This window comes from Flammeovirga sp. OC4 (genome assembly GCF_000812565.1).
Classification (GTDB): domain Bacteria; phylum Bacteroidota; class Bacteroidia; order Cytophagales; family Flammeovirgaceae; genus Flammeovirga.
Genome location: NZ_JTAM01000098.1, coordinates 1 through 24208, shown reverse-complemented (window position 1 = coordinate 24208; position 24208 = coordinate 1). Strand labels below are relative to the sequence as shown.

The 24208-nt window shown below is 36.3% G+C and carries 14 protein-coding genes; 4 read left to right on the top strand and 10 right to left on the bottom strand.

What is annotated here, in order from left to right:
- Positions 1–1002 precede the first annotated feature (1002 nt).
- The 6 genes from PL77_RS27825 to PL77_RS27800 form a co-directional block, all read right to left on the bottom strand.
- Positions 1003–1695, bottom strand: coding sequence for a hypothetical protein (locus PL77_RS27825; protein ID WP_044212771.1), 693 nt, complete (start codon positions 1693–1695; stop codon positions 1003–1005).
- Positions 1696–2277: 582 nt separating this feature from the next.
- Positions 2278–3558: a GH36-type glycosyl hydrolase domain-containing protein gene (locus PL77_RS27820; protein WP_044212768.1), complete on the bottom strand. Its 1281-nt coding sequence runs from the start codon at positions 3556–3558 to the stop codon at positions 2278–2280.
- 129 nt (positions 3559–3687) lie between these two features.
- Positions 3688–5028, bottom strand: a complete 1341-nt coding sequence (locus PL77_RS27815; RefSeq protein ID WP_044212767.1) for a sugar porter family MFS transporter — start codon at positions 5026–5028, stop codon at positions 3688–3690.
- 4 nt (positions 5029–5032) lie between these two features.
- Positions 5033–6802 carry a class I mannose-6-phosphate isomerase gene (locus tag PL77_RS27810; protein ID WP_044212765.1) on the bottom strand — a complete coding sequence of 590 codons (1770 nt, stop codon included), beginning with the start codon at positions 6800–6802 and terminating at the stop codon, positions 5033–5035.
- 583 nt (positions 6803–7385) lie between these two features.
- On the bottom strand, positions 7386–8270 hold the full coding sequence (locus PL77_RS27805; protein WP_082026772.1) for an ROK family protein: 885 nt from the start codon (positions 8268–8270) through the stop codon (positions 7386–7388).
- Positions 8271–8624: 354 nt separating this feature from the next.
- A complete protein-coding gene (locus tag PL77_RS27800; RefSeq protein WP_044212761.1) occupies positions 8625–9353 on the bottom strand; it encodes a GntR family transcriptional regulator in 729 nt (242 codons plus the stop codon).
- A gap of 336 nt (positions 9354–9689) precedes the next feature.
- On the opposite strand from PL77_RS27800, the gene PL77_RS27795 reads away from it, so the two are divergent.
- Positions 9690–12968, top strand: coding sequence for an AsmA-like C-terminal region-containing protein (locus PL77_RS27795; protein WP_044212759.1), 3279 nt, complete (start codon positions 9690–9692; stop codon positions 12966–12968).
- 471 nt (positions 12969–13439) lie between these two features.
- Here the strand turns inward: PL77_RS27795 and PL77_RS31165 are convergent, their stop codons facing one another.
- Positions 13440–13940, bottom strand: a complete 501-nt coding sequence (locus PL77_RS31165; protein WP_052444794.1) for a GNAT family N-acetyltransferase — start codon at positions 13938–13940, stop codon at positions 13440–13442.
- A gap of 580 nt (positions 13941–14520) precedes the next feature.
- Here PL77_RS31165 and PL77_RS27785 point away from each other — a divergent pair.
- Positions 14521–15678, top strand: coding sequence for a BamA/TamA family outer membrane protein (locus PL77_RS27785; RefSeq protein ID WP_044212758.1), 1158 nt, complete (start codon positions 14521–14523; stop codon positions 15676–15678).
- A gap of 532 nt (positions 15679–16210) precedes the next feature.
- Positions 16211–17293 (top strand): AI-2E family transporter, encoded by a 1083-nt coding sequence (locus PL77_RS27780; RefSeq protein WP_044212757.1) that lies wholly within the window; start codon positions 16211–16213, stop codon positions 17291–17293.
- Positions 17294–17363: 70 nt separating this feature from the next.
- Here PL77_RS27780 and PL77_RS31160 read toward each other — a convergent pair whose 3' ends face one another.
- Both PL77_RS31160 and PL77_RS27770 read right to left on the bottom strand, forming a co-directional pair.
- Entirely contained in the window at positions 17364–20009 is a 2646-nt protein-coding gene (locus PL77_RS31160) for a glycoside hydrolase family 19 protein (protein WP_156152579.1), read from the bottom strand.
- Between the two features lie 296 nt (positions 20010–20305).
- The gene (locus PL77_RS27770) at positions 20306–20944 is read right to left on the bottom strand and encodes a cysteine hydrolase (protein WP_044212756.1); all 639 of its coding nucleotides are present in this window, start codon (positions 20942–20944) and stop codon (positions 20306–20308) included.
- Positions 20945–21211: 267 nt separating this feature from the next.
- Between PL77_RS27770 and PL77_RS27765 the strand changes: the two genes are divergently transcribed.
- On the top strand, positions 21212–22078 hold the full coding sequence (locus PL77_RS27765) for an SDR family oxidoreductase (RefSeq protein ID WP_044212753.1): 867 nt from the start codon (positions 21212–21214) through the stop codon (positions 22076–22078).
- A gap of 164 nt (positions 22079–22242) precedes the next feature.
- Here the strand turns inward: PL77_RS27765 and PL77_RS27760 are convergent, their stop codons facing one another.
- The gene (locus PL77_RS27760; protein WP_044212751.1) at positions 22243–23544 is read right to left on the bottom strand and encodes a hypothetical protein; all 1302 of its coding nucleotides are present in this window, start codon (positions 23542–23544) and stop codon (positions 22243–22245) included.
- Positions 23545–24208: the final 664 nt, after the last annotated feature.

The window sequence follows — 24208 nt, the reverse complement described above, 5'->3', positions numbered from 1 at the left end:
ACACCACATTCACTTTATTCCAATAATGTAATAGTGGCATATATTCATTATAAAAATAACTCTTACACCAATACACCAAGTCTTTAGCTAAATTTTCAAAGTAAGTTTGCTTGCTGTTTTAGTTTTCTTGTAAGAGATGCTTGAAGTTAAAAAATTATTTAATAACAAGAAACAAAACGAACTTGAAATTTGTATTTCATTTTCAATTCGTGAGCAAATGCAATTTTATTTTTAAAAGACAAGAAATATTGAGCTTTGGCTGATTTTAGGAAAGTTTGGGCATAAAAAAATCCCTGATGGAGGGATGAGGTTTGAAGTAAGAGAGAAAAGTGAGGACTAGACACACTTCTTCTGTGCCAAGATAGTGATTTCAAAAAATAAGAAAACTATTATCACGTAGACCCACGATTAAAATCATGGGCTGGTAATACCAACTTCAACAACACTAAAGTGATGTTTGCGCTCTGAAAAAACCTTCAAGATTTTAATCTTGATCAGGTTGAATTATCACCTGCCCATAGTTTTAACTATGGTGCACGTTATACTTGATCGGATGTCTTCTCATACATTAAACGACAGCATCATGCATGGAACACCTTGTAGACCCACGATTAAAATCATGGGCTGGTAATACCAACTTCAACAACACTAAAGTGATGTTTGCGCTCTGAAAAAACCTTCAAGATTTTAATCTTGATCAGGTTGAATTATCACCTGCCCATAATTTTAACTATGGTGCACGTTATACTTGATCGGATATCTTCTCATACATTAAACGACTGCATCATGCATGGTCTGTAGACCCACGATTAAAATCATGGGCTGGTAATACTAACTTCAACAACACTAAAGTGATGTTTTCGCTCTACCAAAACCTTCAAGATTTTAATCTTGACCAGGTTGAATTACCACCTGCCAAAGTTTTAACTATGGTGCACGATGCAATTGATAAAATGCCTACTTGAATGTAATGTAGACCCATAATTGAAATTATAGGAGAGTTTATTCTGATACCTTTTGTGATAAATCTATAGTGTAATCTAAAGTAGACCCTGCATCAACCGTAACAGTATCAACAACTTGATAATATATCGAATCTGATTTTCTTGAATATACATAGGTTAAAGCCATAGGATGATTTCCTCCTACGGGAATTAATTGGGTAGAGCTTGCTTCAGATCCAAAGTTTTTTTGCATTGCAAAGCGAGATGTTTCGTAATTTTCGTCTAGTAAAAGTTTAATACTCAAATGCGATATATCATTTTCTTTTATTTCATCATGATTTGGTAATGTTACATTTAAGTATGCTTTACGAAATGTATTAAAATTCACTTCTCTTTCATCATCCAGAAATAAAAGAGAAAGAGGAATTTTGAAATCATTATCCCCTATTTCTAAGAACTCATCTTTACTTACATCATAATAAATGTTGAATTTTGCATTTGGATTTCTTTCATCATCTCTAAGCTTAAATTTTATATAAAAGTTGCCATCTAGATCTGTAGTAGTCTTAGCTTTTATCCTTTCGACACCACCTCCACCAAATAAATAAGTACTCTCAAATTTTAAGGTTAGATCAACATCGCCAACAGGAAGTGTTCCGTTATCAGTTAGTAATTTACCCCTTATTACTGTACAACCTTCTGTACAATCTTGGCTTATTAGGTCGTCTTCATGTTGTATTCCACAACTCATCAGTGCGAATAGTAAAAATGAACAATAGAAAAGGATGCTTCTCATAATATTTTAGTTTAGCAAAAGTAATAGATTGATAATTTTATAGAACCCTAAATATTCTATCATAATATTTAGGCTTTATTTACAGATAGACAAATATAAAATAAAAAGCATCATTTTGAATTAACACCCAATATATTACTACTTTAAAGTACATATTTCAATCCATAAAATTTATTAGTAGGAGCTATTTCTAATGCCATGTAACGGTTTATATATATGTGAAAAATTTGTATCAAACAAAACTTCAAAATAAATTACCTTACGGTTTTGTCTGATTTTCATACCTCCTTTGCTAGGCAGATACAACTCAATCATTAGATAAAAAGGAGAACAACACAAAAGCCCACGATTAAAATCATGGGCTGGTAATACCAACTTCAACAACACTAAAGTGATGTTTTCGCTCTTCTAAAAACCTTCAAGATTTTAATCTTGATCAGGTTGAATTATCACCTGCCCATAGTTTTAACTATGGTGCACGATGCAATTGATAAAAATGCCTACTTGAATGTAATGTTGATCTTCGGTGTAATTTTATTATTGTTCAAGATTTTCAAAAGCATCAATCACATCCAACAACACGCCTGCAGAACCTCTAAACATTCCTGATCCGTTAGGTTTGTTATCTTTGGTGTACCATTCAAAGAAGCCTTTGTTTTTGATGACTCTGTCGAACATAGGTTGTGCTTGTTCCCATGCTTCCTGCTCAAATCCGTTATCGATTAATGCCGTAATCATTCTTGCCCCAAACCATGTCCAGTCACCGCCATTTTGATAGCCATAAGGATGCATTCCTTCGTTTTTGAAAGTGCCTTCTGGGTAAACAGGATATAAGGTCAAACCGATAGAAGGTGCTCCTGATTCCTTTACATTTTGAATCATTTTATCCAACTGCGTTTTGATTTGTGTTTTGTTCAAGAAGCCCGCTTGAATGGCCACTGCTGTTCCTCCGTGATAAAACACTTCATCTTCATCAAAGTCAGCTGGGAACGGAGAATCTGTAATGTAAAGATGTGGGCGATATTTCTGACGTTTTTCATCCCATAAATGCTTTGCTACATTGGCCGTGATGTCTTTTCTCACTTTCATCCACTTTGCTTGATCAATCTTATCTCCTCCCATTTCAATCAGATTATTTAATGCGATGACGAACATGGCATTGTCATAAATATCAATGGTCAAATGAGAGTTTTCATCTAACGCTACACCCCAATCGTGTTCGGGCTGTACGTCTCCCCAATCGGCGGTAGTGGCTCCCCAAAGTAATTGGTAATCTTCATCAAAACGTTCATTTAATAAAAACTGCATGGAAGCTTCCAAGCGTTGAGCTACGGTTTTTCCTACTACTACCTCCTGTAAAATAGATACATCGCCAGTGGCTTTGATGTAGTTATAAACCGTTTGTACCAAGGATGTTTCCTGGTCTGTTTCTACTGTGTTTTTGTGGTAGGCTAAAGTCGGTTTGTGGACGCTTTGGGTATAGTAATTCGAATTGAATTCTCCTTGAATGGTCACAAATCCATCTGCTATATTTCCGTCTTCTTCTTGAATATAAAAGAAGTTCAATATGTTTTCTTTGATCAATTGATGATCTACAACTTTGGCAGACTGGGCTACAAAGGTATTGAAATCTCTAATCCATACTTCTGCATAACCGTCTCCGGCATTGAAACCTGACTTCATCAGATTCAACCCCATTTTTTTGATCTCGGGCAGTTGCTGATCGCTGGCAATTTGATCGGATAATGTTTCTTGATTTTGTGGGCTTGAGCATCCTATGGCTAGGGAAGCTAGGCCGATTAGTAAATAATTCTTCATTCTTTTGTACTGTTGTGGTTGTTTGTGTTGTTGTTTTTATCGTATGGTTTGTGTTGTGGTTCTTGTCGGGTAGACACCTTCCTAATCGGATAGACATCTTCCTAATCGGGTAGACACATAGGTCTACCCCTACGGGGTCCACATGTTTTCGATTTCCTCTAGGGATTTTCCTTTGGTCTCAGGAATATTTTTGATGATGAAAATGACGCATGGTATGCAAATCAACCCGAACAGCAGAAAAGTCGATGTAGCTCCTCCACTTTCTAATAACACCGGGAATACTTGCCCGACTACGGCATTGGCTCCCCAAAGAATTAGGGTACTGATGGACATGGCTTTGGCTCTGTATTTTGTAGGAAATACTTCTGCCGCCACTACAAATTGTACGGGGCCTAAAGAGAAGGCATAACAAGCGATAAATAATAGGATACTGCCTACAATCCATAATCCATTGGTCAAGTCCAAGAAAAACAATACGCTTGTGGTCAATAAAGCAATCGTTACGCCGATGGCTCCAAATGTCAGTAATGGCTTTCTACCCCAATGGTCAATTTGCTTTAAAGCTAAGAACGTAAACATGCAGTTCACAATCCCAATGGTCACTTGTCCGCCTAATGAATCTGAAATACTCAAACCTGCTTCTGCTAAAATCGATGGGCCGTAATAAATAATGGCATTGATTCCACAAAGCTGTGAAAACATCATCAAGAAAATGGCAATGCCCATTGGTTTCTTCAGCCAACCGTTGAAAAGCGTATTCAAGGCTACTTTCTCTTTGTTATTTTCTGGCGTTTCCAAATCAATCACCAATTCCTTAGAAACGGCTCTTGCTTCTTCAATTTGTCCTTTGATCTGCAACCAACGCGGGCTTTTGGGAACGAAGAACATTCCAATCAAAAATACAATGGCTGGAATCAATTCTACGGCAAACATCCCTCTCCAATATTGACTGACCATCAACTCGTGCCACTGCCCATTGAATGAGGTTGTTTTTAAAGCGATATCTTGTACAAGGTGATTTGAAAAATAGGCTCCAAGAATCCCTAATGTGATGGTCAACTGGTAAATGGTCACTAATTTTCCTCTGTGTTTTTTTGGGGCAATTTCACTGATATAAAGCGGTGCCACCATGGAAGCAAAACCGATGGCTATTCCTCCCAAAATTCTATAGATCACAAGGGTTTGAAAACTATCAGAAACTGCACACCCAATGGCTGAAAGCAGGAACAATAGGGCAGAAGCAATCAGAATGTTTTTTCTCCCAAAACGATCACTACACCAACCCGAAACACTTACTCCTAAGATAGATCCCAATAAGGCTGAACTAACAAACCACCCCGTAAGAGCAGCTGTTAGTTCATATTGAGATTGTACAAAAGGAATAGTCCCCGAAATTACAGCCGTGTCAAAGCCAAAAAGTAGCCCTGCCAATGCTGCAATAATGGTTACGATGATAACTTTTGTATTCATAAGCTTAGCATTCTTCTGATTTCACCCAAGACTTAATCACCTTCACTCTCTCTCCTGATGTGTTCACTAATTTATAAGAACCACTTGCTGCTGGAACTACAAACGTCTCCGCATAGTTCACCTCAAAAGTGTTGTCGTTAGTGATCACCGTAATGCTTTCTCCTTCTACCAAACTCATCACATGGCATTGATTGTTCAACTCCACTTCCATTTCATTGTCGAATTCCAGACGGTCCACGGCATAGAAATGCTCTTTGTGTGTTGGTAAATTGATAATTTGATAATCATCACCTTCTTCCATTACTTTAGGGTGAGAAATTAAATCCTGCTGCACCTTGTCACCTTTACGGTCAAAGTACAAGTTTTCCATTCCTCTCTTGATGTTCATTGGTCTTGGCTTTCCATCTAAATCCAAACGTAACCAATCATACATTTTAAAAGTGAAGATATATGGAGTAGCACTGATTTCAAGTACCATTCCGTTAGTACCCGAACAGTGGATTGTACCATTTGGAATCAAGAATAAATCATGTTTTTTAGCAGGGTGAACCTGTACATAATTTTCAATCTGAAGCTCTTTTGCATTCTCAAAACTATCCGTCAATGCCGCTTCAAATTCTTCTGGAACAATATCTTCCTGGAAACCCAAATACACTTTTGCGTCTTCTTTAGCATCCAGCATATAGTACGTTTCATCTTGGGTAAAAGTATGGCCAAAATGCTCCTTCATATATTCAGGTCTTGGGTGACATTGTACCGAAAGATTTCCTCCACCTACGGTATCTAAGAAATCAAAACGGATAGGGAAATCATACCCGAAACGCTCACTTGCTTCACCCAATACATTTTTATTATTATGGAACATCAAAAAGTCAAAAGAAACTTCCAATAAATTGCCGTTGGCTTCAAACACAATACCGTTTTCAGGAACAATCAATTCAAATGACCATGCATAGTTTGGAACATCTTGTGCCAATCCACCAATTTTGTCTTTGATCCATTGACCTCCCCAAGCACCCGGCTCAAACCAAGGACGTACTCTGAATGCATTTTTCGACATATCTTCCAATCCTTTACGGAACGTGTCACCATCTGTCCATGTAATGGCATCACTTCTCTGCTCATCAATGATATAATCGATTTTTGGAAGAATATCTGCTTTTTGGTGGTTTAAAACAATCCAATCCACAAAGTACATTCTTTTGTATTGCGGTTTTGGTGCAATACTTTCCTTAGCACCTAAGTTGATTACTCCTGCCGCTCTCGAACGGAACTGGATCTCATTTTTAGGAACATCCAAATACGCCAAAGCCGCGTTTTCAATATTGATTAAGGAAGCACCACAACCGTAGATCACGGTCAAGTAATCTTCTTCAGCTGTAATGGCCTCTAATTTTGATGCATCAAAAAAGTCATTGATTTTTCCTTCATAAAGCTTTCCGAAAATAGGATCATCACCTCCCAAAAATGGAGCGATCATCTCATCAATTTCCTCTTCTGATTTTAATGCTCCTTCAATATTTACAAAACGGATCTTCGTTAGTCCTTCTGCTTTAAAAGCATCTAATAATTGCGTAGTCACCGCTTCCCAGTTCACCCCCACATATCCATCAAGTAGAATACATGAATGCTGTTGCAATGCTTTTGCCAATGAAGTGTAGCCAATATTGATTTCTCCTTCTTTTATAGCATGAGAAGGGTAAATGTTGTACATCCCTTTTGATGGTTTATCTACCGAGGATGGCATTAGGTATTGTTTTGTGTTTCTAGTCATTTTTATATTGATAATGGAATTATTTTGAATTTGTTTGTTTGTGTTTTCTTAACTGTTTTCACTGAATACTTTAGTGCTTCGTATTAATTACATTGTAAACTAAGTTCTCGCTATTTATAGTTTTTAGAAATCAGGAGATTTCTGATGATCTGTAGGACACGAATGACGCTTACGCTTAACATTCGCGCCAGTGTTTTTTAACAGCTCAATACATGAAATTCTTCACGCTTTTCCCTTCAAGGCCGGGGAAGATACTACTAAATGATTGTCTGATTACAGATAGGTTTTATAATTATCTCCTAAAATGCAGTACTGTAGGGGACTGTCGCAAAACCTATTATAGTGTTGAAAAACCACCATGTTTCAAGTGTTAAGCGTGAGCGTCACTTGGAACTGATCATTGTCTCCCGACTTCGAATATAAACATCACACTTTCATTCATTTCGAAGTCGGGAGACAATATTTAATCACAAGTGACGCCTATCGGCTTAACACTTGCGATATAAAAATGGTTTTGCGACAACCCCTGTAGGGGACGTTTTCTAAAACGTCCTCACGAACCATTTAAGTCGTACAGTCGTATTTATTTTTTCTGTTGTAGAGAATGCAACGCTGCTCCAATCATTGAAGCTTCTTCCGTATGAGGGTAGGCGATGATTTCTTCAATATTTAATTGATTTTTTAATGGAGAAGAAAACCTGTCCAATGCATTGGTGATGTTTCCTCCTATGATCATTTTGGTGGGTTGGAACATTTCGCTCCATGGTTTTAGTGTGGCTGAAAGGTGGCTTCCAAATTCATCAAAAAGCTGTTGGGAAGTGATTCTATCCGCTTCTGCTACTTCTTTTACCCCTTTGATTTTTTCTCCTTCTCTTTTCTCCCATTCTTTCACAAACCAACGGGTAGAAATATAATCTTCTGCAATTCCTTCCTTGTAAGGTTGGCAATACATCAATCCACCTTTAGGTACTCTGCTGTCCTCGGTGATCAATTGACCGTTTTCAACAAAGCCTGATCCAAAACCAGTACCAAGCGTCAGTCCAATGACTTTTTCATTTTTATAATTTTGAGACTGAACGGCCCCCAAAACAAACGCATCGGCATCGTTAAGAAAAGTGATACAAGAAGGATCGGTGATGTATTTTTTAAATTTCTCAAAAAGTACTAACCGAATGTTATATCCGAATATACTTTCATACTTCCCTACTCCTTTCATTACACAAATGCCTTCCTCGTAATTAAAAGGTCCCGGCATAGAAAGAGCAATACCCTCAATTGTTCCTGCATGGTTTTCTAATGATTGCTCTAATGCCCTAGTCCAATCTGAAATAATATTTTCAGCATCTGCCTGACTGTCTACTTTTACAGTGGCTATGGTGTCTTTTAAAATTTGCATGGAAGAAAGTGCAATCACACCACTGCTGATATGACTCCCTCCTATGTCTGCTGTTAGTATAAATCTGTCCATCGGTTTAACATTTCATTTCTACTTTGTGTAGTGTTGGTGTACTATAAACTAATTTTTCATCAACTTTCAATCGGTCTTTCTAGAAGTTTTTAAGGTTCTACTTTCAAACTTCCTTCTTCTTCACGCTTTTCCCTTCAATGCCAGGGGGAGTACTACCCAACTATAATGGTAGAAAGCTCAATGGCGCGAATGTTAAGCGTAAGCGTCATTCGTGTCCTATTGATCATCAGAAATCTCCTGATTTCTAGTCACCTTTATGATTCAAAATTTAGTTTATCGCTGAAGCGAAGTAAGCTTCGATACTCTAAACTTTTAGCTATTTGGTTTTACTATGATAGCTCTACAAAACCTACGTTATTTATTGATTTCAATCTGATACGTAAAGCGATCCGCTCTGTAATATCCATGATTGATTTCCACCACTCTTCCTCCTGGATCAGAAACAATTCTTGATCGGAATAAGATTGGAGCACCTTCTTCTATTTTTAATAGCTCAGACAATTTCTTATCCGCTAACATGGCCGTCAGTTCCTCTGATGATTTTGTCAATACAATATTGAATTTCTCTTCGATGATATCATAAAGAGGTTTCTCAAATTGCTCTTCTTGATCAAAAGCGACTCTAGGGTGAAACCATGAAATGAAATAAACAAAAGGATCCGTTTGATCACCTCTTAAGCGCGTCAATCGGTGAATCTCTTTGCCTTCTTCAATATTCAAAATTTCAGCAGTTAACGCTTCAGCATTGACCGTATCGTGTTCTACCAAGTAATTTTTAAAAGGAATGCCCTTAGCACTCATTTCTTGTGTAAAGCTATGCCATTCCGATAATTTCGTTCCGATTTTTCTTTTGGCTACAGTTGTACCTACACCCTTCTTTCGCTCCAATAGTCCTTCTCCTACCAATGTGTTGATCGCTTGCCTTACTGTATTTCTAGAAACACCCACACGGTTGCTGATGTCTACTTCCTTCGGAAAAAGTTTCCCGTTGTCGTATTCGCCTGTGTCGATTAGTTTTCTTAGCTCCTCTTCAATTTGTTTGTGAAAAGGGATTGATGATGTATGGTTAATAAGTATATTCATAATTCATGTTCATATGTTTGAACATAACAAAACAAGTTAATAATTCTTTTAATGTCAATAGCACACTTTAAACTTTATGATTGCTTCGAAAATGTTAACATTAATACTGATTTTCGAGTGCACTTTATAAAATCACTCTACCCTCCTAAAAATGAAGGTTTTAAATATTTATCCATGATTCATCAATATTTATTTTTAGATAAATTAAGGCTTCCATCTTTTTTTTATATATTTCTAAAAAATCTATTCTCTCATTTGGTCGTATACATCGAATAATAAAAACATCGGAGTATTACGTTAATAAATTCCTAATTCCCTTAAAAATTATTATTGCAAGTGAAAAATCAAACATCTATAGGAAAGCAAATATTAAAATGGTTTGGTTATATCTTCGGAACTATTGTAGGTATATTAATCATAGCGGTTATTCTATTTTATGCAAATAGAGAAACTATCAAAGAAGAAGTAATGGAAGCTGTTAATCAAGAACAGAACGGTGACCTTCAGATCGGGCAAATTGGAATTGCACCTTTTGAGGACTTCCCTAATTTCACATTACAATTACAGGACATTATTTATCACGAAAAGAAAATTGAAGACAGAGAAGAAGATACTAAGCCAATTGCCGCTTTGGGTAACTTCTATGTTTCAATCAACATCGTAAAACTTATAAAAGGTGATGTGCATATCGGTGCCATCAAATTAGAGGATGGGGAGGTCAATCTCCGTACCTATAAAGACAGCACTTTCAATCTTGTCAATGCATTAGGCATCGACCTTTCAGATACCACTGCGGTCGAAGAACCTGCGGACACTACAAAAAGTGCTCCTCCTGCTTTTGATATTGCGTTGGATGAACTGACTTTGAAAAATATCAAAGTTACAGCCTACAACGGAATGACAGAAGTTGGAGTTGGAATGCAAGTGCATCAAATCACTACTTCTTTGGAATACAATGCCAATGAAATTACCAACCACTTGTTATTCAATGTGGAATTATTGGGAATTCTTAAAGAGAAAAAAATCCTTTGGCCTAATAAAAGTTTAGAATTTACATCTGATTTACGATTTGACAGACAACGAAAATTCATCACCATTGATACTTGTGATGCTTTATTACAAGGGGCCGCCTTTTCTCTTTCGGGAACTGTTGACATTCCGAATGATATGTATTTGGATTTGGATATTCACGCCTCTCAAAAAGATTTAAACATCATCAACTTACTGGCCAACGGAAAGATTGATGTAGAAAAATTAGAATCGAACTATTCAAGTACATTGGACGGGTTGGAATTTGATGCTAAAATAACAGGTAAATCAGCTTCTACTCTTCCTAAAGTGGAAGCCAACGTAGAATTGAAAAAATTCACTTTAAAGAGCCTTAAAACACCCTACGCTATTAATGATTTTAGCTTCAAGGCCTACCTCAATACAGGGGATTCAACGGATTTTTCGCAATTGAAATTTGACTTAAGCCAATTTGTTATCGCCTCTACAAATGGTGATACAAGAGGTACACTTTCAGTTTCCAACGGCATCAAACAACCGCATATTGATTTGCAATGGGAAGCCAATATGGGCTTGGACAACTTCAATGACCTTTTAACGGATCTACCGATTGACAGTCTTGGTGGTAAAGTAGAATTTCAGGCGGATGTCACGTATGATATCGACCTAGAGCAAAAGAAATTCTTAAATCTTGATGATGCAGAGCAAAAGATTGCCTTGAAAGTGGAAAACCTTCACTTCAAGCACAAACCTACTGGAATGAAGCCTCATAGTATGGGGGGGATTTTCTATATCTGGGATAACCACTTGGGCGTAAAAGACCTACAAGGACAACTTGACAATAGTGATTTTAAATTCAATGGCAATATCGATAATCTTCTTTTCTATGCTTTGGGTATGGATACAGAAATTATTGCGGATGTAAAATTGGAATCGAAGCACCTTATGGTCAAAGAACTTCTACAATATTCAGATTCCATCAATTCAAGTTTGGCTGAAAACCTGCACGACATCAATATTGATTTTACTTTGAAAACAACTTCAGAGGGAATCAATGATTATAAACTACTCCCTTATGGTACGCTTAAGATCAATGACCTTCAAACGCACTTCGAAAACTTCCAACCGATCCATAGTGTTACCGGATTGATGGGCATTACGAAGAAGCACATTGGGGTGAAATACCTAAAAGGAAATATCGGTGAAAGTGATTTTAAATTCCAAGGTGGCTTTGAGGATTATGACGGGTTGGTCTACAAAGATTCTACGATCACCATCAAATCTGGCTTTAATATCCAATCCAACTCCATGCGTGTTGTGGATTTCTTTACTTATGGGGATTCATTATTAGTACCGAAAACTTTTGAAAATGAAAAGATGAACAACTTCCAAATTGCGGGAGGTGTTGATGTGGTCAACCAAGAGTTATTCTCCGGTAAAAAAGTACCTAACTTCCGCTTATGGATGAAAGGTTTGAAATGGAGGTTGAGTATTTCACCTTTATTATTCAGAAACTTTAAGTTTGAATTAGTCAAGAATGACAACAATATTTTACTTAATGATTTCACGGGTAAAGTAGGACAAAGTGATATGACTTTTAATGCTCAACTTTACAACATCACCGATTCTACACGAAAAGATTTTTATGGAAAATTCCAGGTAGATGCCAAAATGATCAACTTCAATGAGCTTTTGAAACTGACATTGCCAGCTGAAACTTACGAAGCTTCATCGGCATCAAGAGCACAACAAATTGAAGAGGAAGAACCTGTCGATATTTTTGCCATCAAATACCCTAAATTGGAATTGGATGTAAAAGTGGATCGAATGAAATTGATGGAAATGGACATCAAGAATTTCAAGGGACAAGTCACTACCTCACCAGATCAAACCATTGCCCTCAATGATGTAAAAGTCCGACTCGGTGATATTGGAGGGTTAGAACTTTCTGGATTAGCCAACCTTCAGGATCCTCAAAAAGTGATCATGGATGGCAAAGCCAAATTGAATAATGTAGACCTTTCTCAAGTAGATTTCGAAGTGGAATATGAAGGGGAGAAAATCAATATCTCTAGAAATTTTGATGGTATTTTGAATTCGACCATGACCGCTAAAGCACATATCAATAATGACCTTACTATTGATATTGCGGAAACAAGTGCAGACATTGATTTGACCCTTTTAAATGGTCGTGTAATTGATTTTGCGCCTTTAGAAGCCATGGCCACCTACTTCGGTAACAAGGATATGAATAATATCCGTTTTGATACTTTGCAAAATAAATTTACCGTGGAGAATGGTGTTTTCTATATCCCTCGTATGAGTATTGCCTCTACAATCGGTCAAATTTATATGTCTGGAGAGCAACATTTAGACATGCAAATGGCCTATATGGTAGAGGTCCCTTTCCGACTAGTAAGATCAGTAGCCTGGAATACTTTAACAGGTGGAGGCAAGAAGAAAAAAGACGATGAACCCGATGAAATCCAACAAGATGAAGGAGGCAAATATGTAGCCGTCAGAATTGAAGGAACAGTGGATGATTATAACATCAAACTGGGGAAAGGCAAGAAAAACAAGAAGAAGGAAAAAGAGAAAAAAGGATAATAAAAAAGAGGAATGAAAACATCATATTTCATTCCTCTTTTTTTATGTGAGTACAACTCTACAAAACGAATGAATAGAATTAAGACATCGTAAACTAAGCGGTAAAATATTTAGAAATCGGGAGATTTCTGATGATCTGTAGGACACGAATGTCGCTATCGCTTAACATTCGCGCCTGTGGACTTTCTACCTCATTCGTTTGGTAGTGCTCCCCCGGCCTTGAAGGGAAAAGTGTTAAGAATTTCATGAAGTGAGCCGTTAAAAATGATTTTGCTGTTTGAGCGCAGCGAGTTTAAAATCATTTAGGCGAGTGGAATGAAATTTAGCTTTTGACTTCTAAGCCTTGACTTTTTTGCTTCGTTTTTGTGTTAAGACAAAAATGAAGAAGAAGGAAACTTGAAAGTAGACCTTATAAGTGATTGTAGATGGATCAATTAAAAGTTAACTGAAAATCAGTTTACAATGTAATGACTATTTACAATAACTAAACAGTTTTAGCTTCACATCATCTTCGGTGAAATAATGCCTGAATTCTAAGCCCAGCTTCAAGGCTATTTTTTCAGACGGAATATTTCCATCTTCAACAATCGCAAAAATAGGATTGACTTTCCAATCATTCACACCATAATCAAAAACCACTTTAGCTGATTCATAAGCATATCCTTTTCCTTGAAATTGACTACTCAAAATCCACCCAATCTGAATATCATGTGTGTCCGGCAATTGATTAAGGTTGATCAACCCCACTAATCGATTTGAATCCAATTCCCTTACGGCCCAAATATATCCTTCCTTGTTTTTGGCTTCATTGACTTTCCTATGGAGTTTTAAAACGTGCTCAACCCTACTCAATCCTTGAAGCGGAGTAATGTATTTGAAAATTCCTTCTTCATTAAAAATTTCAAGTATTTCATCGAAGTCAGAAGGACGAATGATTTCTAATTGAAGCCTGTCTGTTTGAAATGACAACATAGGATTAATAATTATAAATGGTGAAAGTTGAATGGTGAATTATTAATGGATAGACTTTCTGTTGAATGTCTGGTGAAAGGTACCCAAAATTGTTAACATTTTAAATTTAAAATTAAAAAACTGAACAATCGTTCAATAAATAACGTCTAACTAGGAAAAAATGCTCTAAATTTTATTAATCAAAAACGTTATGAAAAAGATATTTTCTACCTGTGGAAAAATTATGGTTCTTGGAGTCAAAGCGGCTTTTATTTCAGCAACAGTTTATCATCTGAAAAGTAATAGAAGCACAAAAAGCTAGGTCTTGAAGGGAAAGTAGCACTACCAAACGAATTGAGTAGAAAGTTCACTGGCACGAATGTTAAGCGATAGTGACATTCGTGCCCTATAAATCATCAGAAATCTTATGATTTATAAAAAACACAAGTATCCGAAAACTTCGTTTAAAATGTATTTCATTGAAGCATTACAGTAGCTTCTCCATGTAAATTACTGATTACAATGATTTTATGATATATTTGTTTAAAACCCACAATTCATTTTAAATTCTCTTTCTTATTATCAATCATCAACTATTTCTATGAAATTTCTCAAACTATTTTCTTTCTTTTTTTTATTACTCTTCTATCATCAATTATCAGCTCAAAGTATCATTCAGAAGTATTTTATTGATTCTACGGATCATGCCTTGGATGTTAGTCAATTTTTGAATTCTGGCTTTGGCTTTCTCCCTGTACCTATTATTATCACTGAACCTGCAGTGGGTTTTGGTGGTGGGCTTACCGCCATTTATTTTCATGGACAAAAGAAAAAAAGAGAAAGTCTTGATACGCTAAACCGGTTTGCTCAAAGTAAAGACTTGCCTCCAATTACCACCGGAGCAGCGGGAGCTTATACTGCTAATGGAACTTGGTTAGCGGCACTTTTTCATCAAGGTTCTTATCATAATGATCGCTTTAGATATCTGGGTGCCTTTGCTTACCTGTCTCCCAACCTTACTTTTTATGGTTCCGGTATTATTGACAACGGAGAGTACAACTTTAACATGCAAGGGGTCATGACATTTCATGAGTTTCTGTTCCGACCTAAAAAAGAGCTTCCCTTGTTTACAGGCATCAACTATTTATTCTTCAATAATAATATCACTTTTATTGACAACGAACCAGAAACCGAATCGCTAAAGGAAGAGACTAATCTTGGTGGTATGAACGCTGTATTAATGTGGGATAATCGAGACAATACGTTCACTCCAACAAAAGGTATAATGACTGCCACCGAATTTGGAATTTTTCATAAAGCTTTAGGAGGTGATAATGATTATACCAACTTCACGCATCGTACCTATTATTATTTACCGGTCAAAAAAGGGAAACTCTTTTCAGGTTATCGATTGCAGTACCAAGCCAAATGGGGAAATAATGTACCTTTCTTTGAGTTGCCTTTTGTTAGTCTCCGAGGAATTCCTGCCTTACGCTACCAAGATCATAATGCATTGGTATTGGAAACAGAATGGAGATGGCAGGTTTTCAAACGATGGAGTGCCGTTGGTTTTGTGGGAACCGGTTTTACTGCTCCAAAAATTCAGGATTTTGATTTTACCCAATCCAGAGTAGCAGGTGGATTCGGTTTCCGATATTTTATTGCTTCTGATTATGGCTTGCATGCAGGTATTGACATTGCAAGAGGGCCAGAAATTTGGGCTTGGTACTTGACGGTAGGAAGCAATTGGTTTAGATAAAATACTGTAGTATAAACTATGTTCTTGAATACTGGTGTTTTTTAGAAATCAGGAGATTTCTGATGATTTATAGGACACAAATGACGCTATCGCTTAACATTCGCGCCAATGGTCATTCTACGTAATTAGTATGGTAGTACTTTCATCGGCCTTGAAGGGAAAAGCGTGAAGAATTTAATGAATTGAGCCGTTAAAAATGATTTTGCTGTTTGAGCGCAGCGAGTTTAAAATCATTTAGGCGAGAGAAATGAAATTTAGCTTTTGACTTTAAAGCCTTGAATTTTTTGCTTCTTTTTGTTTCAAGACAAAAACGAAGAAGAAGGAAACTTGAAAGTAGGTCCTAAAAAGTTTGTAGATATGTAATTTGATGATCAACGATAATTTAGTTTACAGTATAACACGCTTCAACCAACATTTAATACCTTAGAACCAAAATTTATAAATACCTCCCTCTCTCACTCCGTTTTACATACTAAAATTTGCGGTTCTTCTTCAAAAGCTCTGCCTGTTATCAATAAAATTAAATTGTAAAATGGATTATAAATTAATCAGCAAAGGTCTTCTAGATACCATCAAAAAATTGGTATTCACCTGTATCGGTCTTTATGCACTTTTCCTTCTAAAATCGGTCATCATCTACATTGCTACAGCAGGGGTAATCGCTCTAATGGCATATCCTTTTAAATCTTATTTAAAAAGAGAATGGCATTTATCCAATACTTCGGCAGTTATGGTGGTAATGAGTAGCTTTGCACTTCTGTCATTACTTTTTCTTAGTCTTTTTATTCCTTTAATCATGCAAGAAGCACATAATCTTTCATTAGGGAATATCGCCAAGTTTAAAGAAAATGTAAATGCTGCTTTTCTAGAAATCAATCAATTTACGGTACGCTATGGAGTAGACCTAACGCTATTTAATTTAGGTGATCTTATCCACAAAAAAGTAAATAATACTCCCAAAGTATTTTCATCCGTGATTAATTCTATTGGTTCTTTTAGTGTAGGTGTTTTCTCTGTAGGTTTTATTTCCTTTTTCTTTATCAAAGAAAGTGAGCAAATCGGCAACTTCTTGATTTCTATAATGCCAGTTGAAAATGAGAAGGAAATCATGTCTTCCATTATCAAAACCAAAAAGCTTTTATCACGCTATTTTCTTGGGTTGGCCGTACAAATTCTTATTGTTTTTGTAGCATATCTTATTTCACTTTTTGTCATCGGAGTGAGCAATGCCTTAGTCATCGCCTTTCTTTGTGCCTTACTTAATCTAATTCCTTATGTGGGACCTCTTATTGGATTAGGATTAATGGGGTTGTTAGCGACAACTGAAAATTTAGGAATGGATTTTAAAACTGAGTTACTTCCATTACTTGGAAAAATTGGGGTGGCTTATGGACTAACACAGTTCATCGATAATAATTTTTCACAACCTATTATCTTTTCCAAAAGCGTCAACTCTCATCCCTTAGAAATATTTATAGTGATCTTCGTATTCGGGATTTTGATGGGAATTGTAGGAATGATTCTCGCAGTTCCTATCTATACGGTCATCAAAGTAGTGATGAAGGAATTCTACCCTGAAAATCCATTTGTAAAAGCTTTGACACAAGAGTTATAAAAAACACGAAGAGATGGTTCGTCATCAATGACTTGCCATCTCTTCTACTATTTATTGATTTTAGATTTTTCTATTTTATAATTTTTTTCCAAGTTTTATTTCCATCAGAAGGCTCCAATAGGAGATAATAGATTCCATTGCCTAGGGATGAAAAGTCAATTTTTAGATGAGATTCTTGTTTGTTTTTGGAAAGGATTTGTTGACCATTTTCATTAAACAATGCCACTTGGAAAGTATCACCCTCTACCAATTGAATCTGAAGTTGATCAACAACTGGATTAGGATATACTTTAATTTCCTCCATTGCACTTTCTGCTACATCTCTTTTTCGAGCATTAGATGCTCCACATTCTCCTAATGGCTTCCACCAATGATCCGCTGTTCCTGGTGTGACATTATAAAGATTGTTGACGACTGCCTCATAAAGCATTCCTTGATAGCTGACTATATTGCCACTTTGATAAATTGACGGATAGTTGGCATATTCTTCTACTCCACTACAATCTCCCCCATTTGTTTTTTCAATAACCGAAATAGTAACAGAAGTAGACGTTTGTCCTCCATCATTATCAGTGACTGTTGTGGAGATCAGATGCGTTCCGAAAAAGGAAGGTGTAAAATTAAAATCGGAAGTCGTAAAAGTAGTACCGTCTACTTGAGAAACGATAGACGTTATTTGTCCGTCTGTATCATTGGCAATAATGGAAACTTGAACTGGAGATAGTGCTTCTTGCTCAATGGTATTTTCCACCACTATATTTACAGTGGGTAATTGATTATCTGTATTTTCTTCTTGGAAAAGAACTTGAATACTTTCCGTAGTAAACTGCCCTTTTGAATCTGTAGCCGTTGCTGAAATGGAATATTGTCCAAATGAAAGAGGCGTAAAAGTGAACTGCCGTGATGTACTTACTTCTTCATCATTGATTCGGATACTCCAAGTGATTGTACCTTGATCATCAGTGCCACTAACTTGAATATTGAGAGATGAAAGTGTGGTATATATCGTATTATTTTCAGGTAAAATAAAAGAAACTGTTGGAGGATTATCCACTTCACTTCCTCCTGAGCAGTTGCCTAAAAGTTGCCATGTAGACGGGTCTTGATCGGGTTGATTACCCTTAGACCACCATTTTTGGAATGTATAAATTTGATTGTTATACACCACCTTTAAGCCATTGGTTTGGTACGTTTTGGAAGCATTCCACTCTTCCACCCCTGTACAATCAAAAGTGTAGCCTGGGCAAGTCGATTTGATTTTCCAAACATTGGAAGTACCTGGAATATCCTCTGCTTTGGTTTCCCAAGCTGCGTTATAAACGATTCCATTATAAACAACCTCTTCTCCTGCTGTATAAGTTTTAGCTTCCCAAGCCGTACCACAATTGACTTTAGGGTCAATGATTTCCAAAGTAGACGTTAAGGTGCTTTGCTCTCCAAATCGATCTTCTGCCACAATAGTGATCGTCAAAGTTCCATAAGCAGTTGGGGTAAATGAGGCAGTTGTACCAACCGTAGATAACACGCTTCCATTTACTGAAATAGAAACATCTGCTATTGCTTGATCCTCTTTATCCAATACACTTGCTTCAATTGAAATTGCTGAAAATGTTTCCATACGAATTTCATTAGAGGTTGGCAACAATAAAGAGATTCTTGGTTTCTTTGGTGTAGGTTCTGGCTCATTTCCACCAAAAGGTCTTTGATTCGCACATCCACAAGCATTGCAAGAAGATTGTCCGTCTAAATCAGTAGTTACATTCAAAATTGAAGAGTGTCGTTCATAATGTCCTATTCGGCTCAATACTTTTGCCTTTTCTGTACCTGACCCACATTCCAATCCTCCATTGATGATATTGACGGTAACACCAAATCCTGGTAAACGGTTATTTTCTAAATCATAAGAAGTAGGTTCCCAATTTCCAACCATTACATCATGTGCTGAAGGTTTGGGGAATTGTGGCGTCATCCAAAACCATATCGCCGTCTGAAAAGCCAGTGCTCCATCTTCGATGACTCTCTCAGGGTTGGCCAATAAAACATTTTTATCTCCATATAAGAACTGACTGACTTGACCATAATTATAGTTCCATGACAACTGTATAGGACCTCTGCCGTGATATGATTTTCCAGCAACTGCAGGGTAATCAGGATGATTTTGCTCTACATACCCAATAAGGTCAGTTCCCGCATAACTTACCTCTTCTCTAAAGTATAATCCCCATGCGTACTTTCCACCAGGAGCAGTGGACCATCCTCCTGTGGTCTCTTGAGATATGTTGGCTAAAAACGCAGATAATTCTCGACGACGTTGTTCCAATGTCCCCTCTGTCAAGAAAAGGGCATAGTCTACTTCCTGTAAAATGATGCTTTTTTGTGCATTCCAAGAGTCATTAAAACCAGCATCTGTCCTGATGACTTTCTTTTCTCCTGTAGTTTTGTCTTCTCTAGTTACTTTGTAAAGATTGGTTCCTTCCCGTCTTTCCATGTACACTTTAATATTCTTCATACGGGCTATTGCTTCTATAAAGCTTGCATACGTATAAAAATCGTTAGCAGGGTTGAGTACATATCCTCCATCGGGGGCTGATTCTGTTCCAAATCGGTATGGAAATAGTTCGTTGTACTCTTGCTCGGTCAGTGGATTTTGTGCATTAGTTACTGAAGGGAGTAAAAAGACTAACACACACATTGATAGTGTTGTTATAAACTTCATTTGTAGTAGATATAAGTTGGTTGAAATAGTAGCTTCTTTTATTCTGAAGCATTTGATAATGCTAAAACTAGACGGAATAATGGCTTTTAAAAAATCAACAAGGGGTACATTTAAGTAGTCATCTTCACCTAAATTTTGATGCAGAATGGGTACAATTAAAGCCGTTTTAAAGCTCTAATGTTTAATTATGAGGGTACAAATCAAAAAAGGAAGAATCAATCACTCGTAAAAAATATAGTATTATTTACATCGTGGTTTATTCTTCCTTTACAAGATGTTTTTAAAAAAATGAATTGCTATTCGTAGCCTCTACCTACCAAAGCAATCTCTTTTCCTTCTTCTAAAGAATCAATAAATTCTTCCGCTGAAAGCGGTTGGCTAAACATTGGGAAATCATGTTTTACAGCATTTTCGTGTTCTTCAACACTTGTTGCGGCACAACAATCTGTCAATGTGATGACATTAAAGCCTTTCTCATAAGCTGTACGCATAGTTGATTCTACGCAGCAATTGGTTAAGAAACCTGCCAATACCACATTCTGAATGCCTTTACTTCTTAAGATAAAGTCTAGGTTTGTACTACAAAAAGTATCCAGACCTTTTTTCCCTTCAATGATGATGTCTTCAGGCTGAGGTGAAAGAAAATCGATCAACTGACTTCCCCACTCGTCTTTTAGGAAAGCATTGTTATCCACCACTCCTTTTAAAATACCATAAGGGGTTTGGGTGAGTTCTCTGTAATCGCTAGAGAATGAAATAGGGACGTAGATGATTTCTGCCCCTTTGGCTCTTGCTGCCTTAATTACTGCTTGCGTGTTGGAAAGCATGTCTGTTTGATGCATGACTGTTTTTACAGCTTCATGAAAGACACCTCCTGGAGTCGCAAAATCGTTTTGGAACTCAATGAGTACGACGGCAGTTTGCTTATAATCCATTTCTGAAAAATTTAAATAGTTAGTAAAAAATTGATTTAGCTCTATGAGCAAGTTTTCTAGTTTTAAGGTAGTTGAAAACCTATAGATTCACAAGTTAAATCATTGTGAACTCAAGAGCTGTCAAATATATTGTAAACTAAAAAATGAAATATATTTCTGCGAAAAGAGGTACTTCACACTTCACGGTCACTACTACAAATCTACTTCAAGCTATACCACAAATATTTTATTTGAAAAGAGACGTTTATCTTTCTCACAAAAAACGAAATGAATATACTTATAACAGGGAGCAGTAGCGGATTTGGAAAATTGACTACAGAAACGCTACTCAAGGAAGGGTACACAGTTTTTGCCACTATGATTGGGGTAACTACTTTTTCAAAAAAAGCAATTGAAGAATTACAGCATTTTGCTCAACAGACAGCAGGTACTTTACATATAGTTGAGCTGGATGTTACAGATCAAGAGTCTATAAATAATGCAATTGAAAGCATATACAAGTCAGTAGACCAAATTGATGTTTTGATTAACAATGCAGGCATTGGTGGAACTGGCTGGACGGAAGCTTTTCCAGAATCTCAGTTTAAAAAAATCTTCGATGTCAACGTCTTCGGTGTACAAAGAATGATGCGCGCCGTATTACCGCAGATGCGAAAGCTGAAAAAGGGATTGATTATTAACCTTTCAAGTATTCAAGGAAGAGTAGTTTTTCCTTATTCGGGAATTTATACTGCAACAAAGTTTGCCGTGGAAGGATTAACTGAAAGCTATCATTATGAACTTTCTCCATTGGGTATTGATGTGGTGATGGTTCAACCTGGCGGATTCAAAACTAATTTTGAGTCAGTTCAGTCTGGGCCTCATGATCAAGAACGATTGGAAAGTTATGGTGAATTGATCAATGCTCCTGATCAAATTTGGGGAGTTCCTCAGGAGGAAAAAGATTTTCTACCTCACCCTCAGCCGGTACCAGACGCAATTGTACAATTAATTCAAATGTCAAATGGAAGTCGCCCGCTTCGAACTACAGTGGACCCTCTTCTCAATGCATTAGGAACGGAGACTATCAATCAAGCAGCAACCAAAGCACAACAAGATTTAGCTTCACATTTAGACTGGAATATAGAGGTCTAAAACCTCAATTTGTGAATAACTTTATAAATTGTGAATAATTTCAAGTATTCAAAATGGAGTTATTCACAAATTTAAACTTATTCACACACTTATTCACAATCGAATACTTGCTTGTGAACATTTTTAAACAACGCTTTTAATAATAGTAAAATGAGCACTTTTTATTAAGAGTTATCAACATCTTTGAATAAAAAAGGATAATCTTTAGGTTCCCAACTCATTATTTCTTGCTCTAATAATTTTTTTATTTTTGGATTATCCTCATATTTAAACAAGGCTCTTCGGTATGTTTCTTTCAAATAATCTCTGATCCAAGCGGTTGTACTTCCCCTATCATCGAGTACTTCAATGGCAGTCTCGGTATCAAGACTCTTTCCTTCCCAAACAATATTACAGTTCCACACATCGGAAAGCACAACCACATATCTTATAAACTCAAACGTGGGAACAGTTTTAAATTCTACAATATGATAGCCCGCTTCCGTGTCTTTTCTGACATTGACCCTTGATTTAATATTCTGCAAAAAAGGCAATTGAAAACTAGAAACCCTTAGTTTGATACTAGGAATATTGTTCTTTATAATCGTAGCGTCAGGAGTATATCGATAAGGAAAATCTGGTACTATCACACCTACAAAAGACTGTATAGCATGTTGAAACTCGTCTTTTAATTGTGTTATTCTTGCTTGATTCTTTTTGGTTTCTGCGTTAAAAAATTCTTTTCTTTTGGTGATAGATTGTATTCCCTCTACTTCAATAATGGAAATATTTTCATAGCCTATACTATTCGGCAGATCATTATTTTGGTTTACCTTTATACTCATTAAGTACAATTTACCATATAAGTTTTCTCTCACCTTCATGGGCAGTACTTTCTCTCTTTTCGCTTCACCAAAAAAGTGATATTCAATTTCTATAAACTCCAACCGGCCAATGCATAACATGACATCATCAAACCATTCTACCCAATTGTTTTGATTGATTCGCTGATTTCCTTTTTCAAAATCAATATTCTCCAAATACAGTTGTGGATCCTTTAATAGCCTAGACTTTTCTTTCGTCTGACTTATAATAGCTTTTAAATTAAATAGTTCTTGAACCGTTGATAAGTAAGCTTGGTTGGTTTTCAACTGATACCCTATTCTTACACCTTTTTCCTCTCCTTTCACATACTGTTTCAATCCCCCTATTTTTTGATAAAAAGTATGTTCTTCAAGATCTTCCAGTGGAATAATCACCTCCTCCACTAGCAGTGAATACTCATTGTGTAATTTTATGTTGTAACGGATAAAAGTTTTATAAAAAGTATCTTTGACTTTTTTCTCCTCTCTTTTTGAAATACAATGAGATAGTTCTTCATTTAACGTTCGGCTCAATTGAAAAAAGTAAACAACTTCATCCTTATGCTCTAATAAGAGGTTGACGTATTCAATGAATGAAAATAAGTTTTGGTTTGAGTTTTTCATAAATAGGGGATTAAAATTTATCCATTGCGATTTTTTAAGTCGCAATAATTTACACTATCCCCTTTTATAAACAACGTACATGGTATTATAATACACATATTTATAAAAAAAATTCTACTCCTAAATAAATCGCTAAATTTGATTCTACTTTTGTAACATAATATAGAACGTGTCATTTCGATTTGAACGTGATGTGTGATGATTTACTGCATTAAAAAACAATTTATTGTGATTATGATGGTCTTTCCTAAGATTTGATAGGAAAACCTAATTCATTGTATAGTTAAATACAATTCTACATTCTTAAAAGTATAGTTTTACCCAAACTATTTTTGCTGAAATGAGCGAATACTCTATTCTGTAGTGAGCTACAGTGGTTAATGTTCGGTAAATCATCTTTACCTGTATCGAACATGAAGGGTTAAGTGTTATGCTTAGCCCTTCTCTCAGGTGATCAAGCAACAATCACAATTCCCTCGAATAATTTAGCACATTGTAAACTAAGTTTTCGTTAATATATATAATTCCTTTTATGGAGGATAAAGGGTAGAATATTGTGTTTCGCGAGGACGTTGCAATGCAACGCCCCTACAGCACTGCACTTTAGAAGATTATTATAAAACTTTTGTCTTTGAACATGTAATCAGACAATCATTTAGTAGTA